The organism is Neolewinella persica DSM 23188, assembly GCF_000373105.1.
Taxonomy (GTDB): domain Bacteria; phylum Bacteroidota; class Bacteroidia; order Chitinophagales; family Saprospiraceae; genus Neolewinella; species Neolewinella persica.
This window is the reverse complement of record NZ_KB890478.1, coordinates 1-3,634: the sequence shown is the minus strand read 5'-3', so window position 1 is coordinate 3,634 and position 3,634 is coordinate 1. Positions and strand designations below refer to the sequence as shown.

Below are 3,634 nucleotides of genomic sequence, written 5' to 3'. Positions count from 1 at the left end.
TCGAAGTCTACGCACAGCAGCGTTACATCGTCTGGTGTTACTTCAGCGATCGGAGAGGTCTTGTCTTCGGCGTTGACGATGCCCCAGCAGGTCTCAAAATTGAGGCCTAGAAGATCACCCGTTGTAAAGGTGATGTTGCTGATCTCCAGTTCGCTGGTGAACGCGCCGGCGAAAGGCTGGAAGCCGTCATCTTCAAGGCCAATCATCAGCGTATAGCCAGGTTCTACATCAATAGACGCAGAACCCGTGGTTGGCTGGTCTGTATCAAGAATGGTTACTATGACGTTGCCCTCAAAGTCTACCAAAATAATCGCGTCATCGAAGCCATTGTCTACGCCATTATAGTCGTAATCGAAAGTTACTGTGCCAATTTCGGAGAACTGAAGATCAGCGGTAACACCAAATGGTGAGCCGGAGTCGAACACCGCAGCGCTGGTGGCCAGCGTGAGCGTTGTCGCCGTAAACGTTGCAGAAGCACTTTGGTCTCCGTTCGTGGTTGTTTCTTCTACGTCCCAATTGAAAGCAGCCAGAGAACCGTTAAAGCCCGATGAGGTCGAGATCGGTTGATCTGGAGAGCTGATGGAGTAGGTGAAGCTGCCACAGCCGTCGATGATCGGGCCGTTGGAGGGGTCGTTGTCTTGTACGGTAATCTCAAAGTTGAAGACGTCCAAACAGGCGACGTTGCCCACCAGCAGCATCCGGGGGATAAGCAAAGCCTGGCACTCGTCGTTCAGCGTAAGATTGATTTCTCCGATACAAGCCAGTTCTGGCTGGTTGAACGTCACCGTGACAACCACTGGAGCGGTTGCAACATTGCCATTCACGTCCGTAGCAGTGATGATCACTTCTACATCACCAATGTCTTCACAGGTGAAGAGCAGCTGGCTTGCAGTGAGGCTTGCAATGCCACAGGCATCAGTGGCTGAAGCCAGGTCGGGCACAGTGAGTGTAGCTGTTCCGTTGTCATCACTTAGTACTACCGTCTGCGGCGTTACCGTGATTACTGGCTTAACCGTATCCATTACAGTAACCGTAACGATATCCGTCCCCACGTTACCACTCGGATCAACAGCCGTAAGCATCACTTCCTGGGCTCCAACATCATCGCACGTAAAATCGAGTGAGCGGCTAAATGTCACGGAGACCACTTCACAATTATCCATGGCAGAAATAACGATATCCGAAGAATCCACCGAGCCCATGCCAAGGGCATCAAGAAATACGGTTTGGTCGGCACCAACAACTACCGGAGGCAGCGTATCGATAATCGAAATATTGATTTGGCAAGAAACGGATCCGTTACTTGGGTCGGAAGCGTCGAGGAAATTAATGAATGTAATGCCCGCATCTTCGCAGTCAAAATCCAGGAAGAGCGGATCAATTTCGCTGCTGCAATTATCATCTGTTGTGCCCAGTATGCTTGCGTCTATGGAAACCATTCCATTTAGGTCAAGGGCAAGTGTGGTATCCCGACAGCTTATAGTCGGGTTTGTATTATCATTAATGGTAACCGTAGCAGTACAATTGTCGGATAAGCCATTAATGTCGGTAATGGTAAGTTCGACGGTGTTTCCTCCCGTATCTCCACAGTCGAAAGCGTTTATGTCTAATGAAAGTGAACTCGATCCACAGGAAAATGTAGAGCCGTCATTGATCTCACCCGGTGTAATAGAAACATTACCGTTCGCATCCAATGATCGCGTAATATCCTGACAAACAGCCACCGGCGGCACGTCATTAGCACTGGTAAGACAGGTCCGCGTAGCAACGTGTCCGGCAATGTTATTAGAATTGGCTGCGGTGAAAACTGTTGCAGCACAAGCAATAAAGGGGGACATTATGGTAACGTCTAGTGTCGCGTCGCCATGAACACCTCCCCAAAGGTGTCCGATTTCGTGTGCGCTCAAGGAACGCAGGCAATTCATCGAATTAGCAAAATCCTCGCAAACGTTATAGCGATCATCTGTACAAACGACTCCGATTCCGTCTGCGCGACCAATCAAACCAAAAGGGTTGTCATCGGGGTCCATGGGGTCTGCCGTCCTGAAGACGTCACGGGCAACCCATAGCTGTCCAATGTCGTGCGGAGCGAAATTACCGGCAACATTACCCCAGGCAGCAAAGTCAGGAAGTAAGACGTCCATAAAGGCATCGGTCGACCAGGGGTCTGCTGCGGCGGAATTTGGAATTACAACATCTACTACCTGATATTTGATATTCTCCGCGGTATAAAGCCCCATCATTTGAGTCGTGATATCTACTATGTGCTGCTGTACGTCGGTAACAGTACCGAACTTCTGTACCATATCAAAAGCGGCAGCCAGCGCAAGTTCCGCAAACACAATGTCGCACATCATTTTTGCTTCACCCTTTTCAGGAGCGAGATCCGATGGAAGCTGATCGTGGTGCTCAGCGGTCTCCGTAAGACCACACTTCAAAGCAGGGTCCACCAGTACATCGGCGGCGAGGTAAGAGACGTATAAGTTTTTTGGTACGCCGGGAATCATTTTATGCAGGGGTTCAACAAAGCGTTCTCCCGACCCTGTGCGAATACTTAGCACAAAGTAATCCTCCCATACGGTCATGAGTACTTCTCCGTTCTCAGCTCCCCTGGCGCGTCCTTTAAATACCGCGTTAGTCGGTGCGTCCTGATATTCAACTCCTGTATCCGTCAGGACCCGGAAACGAAAGTCAGGAGAAAATAGTGCGAAGGGCTCCAGATCAATCTGCCAATATTCTTGCTCGCTTAACTCCAGGCCGAAGCTTAGGTCAGCAGACTTCGAAGCATTCTCACTTAGACCTGCATGGTCCATGGTAAATACTTGATAGGCTTTAAAACTCTGCTCAAGATCAGCCGAAGTATAGCTAACGGTTTTGGGCGTGAGATTTATCTCCGGATTAGTGGATTGGGCGAATAGTGAAAGCCCCCCAAAAAGGAAGGCTGATAATATTAAGGTAAATGATGATTTCATGGATTATGAATTAAGTGTGAGTAAAATGGGATGAAGACTGGAGGGTAGAACGTCCCGAGACGAATCAATGCAATCGTTAGCCCCCAGGTCGGTTTGGGGATACTATAGAGGCACTTTGCCGGAATACAACCTTAGGGGGAGAGAGCTTACACGGCTTTAATTAGCCGCGCTGAGAGCAAGAAAAAAAGGTCCATGGGATTACCTGTCTCCGGTTACCTTTCGGCAAGGAGCTCAAAGCCAAGGCTTTGTTAAGCCATGACACAACCGGAATCCTGAAAAAATAAAATGTAAATAATGTCTCTCTAATAAATTACACCATGAAAATGTGAATTTTCTGTCAGTTTACAGCAAAAAAATAGCATTTTAACATTAATTACGGCTATTCACCAGCTTAAACACGCTAAATATATGGCCTGATTGTATTTCATTTACTACAAGCCTGTTCTGATCGTTTGCGTCACTTTAAAACATAAGTGATCATTAAATACATAGTTCGCCAATCAACTATTGCCTGTTTCGACAACGCTTGAGGCTTGCGTTAAAACCTGATTTCTGACTCCATTACGCAAAAGCCCCGCCACTCCATCAAGGAGCAGCGGGGCTTCGGTACAAGGACCTCAAAGCGGCCCTAGGGGACCTTTGAGCGTCCGGTATGTGCAGTT

1 protein-coding gene is annotated in these 3,634 nt (G+C 48.4%); it reads right to left on the bottom strand.

Translation table 11 applies throughout. The features are described 5' to 3' along the window. Positions 1-2,972, bottom strand: a 2,972-nt coding sequence (locus tag B036_RS31015; RefSeq protein WP_044103831.1) for a zinc metalloprotease, incomplete at its 3' end; no start/stop codon positions are given. Between the last annotated feature and the right edge of the window lie 662 nt (positions 2,973-3,634).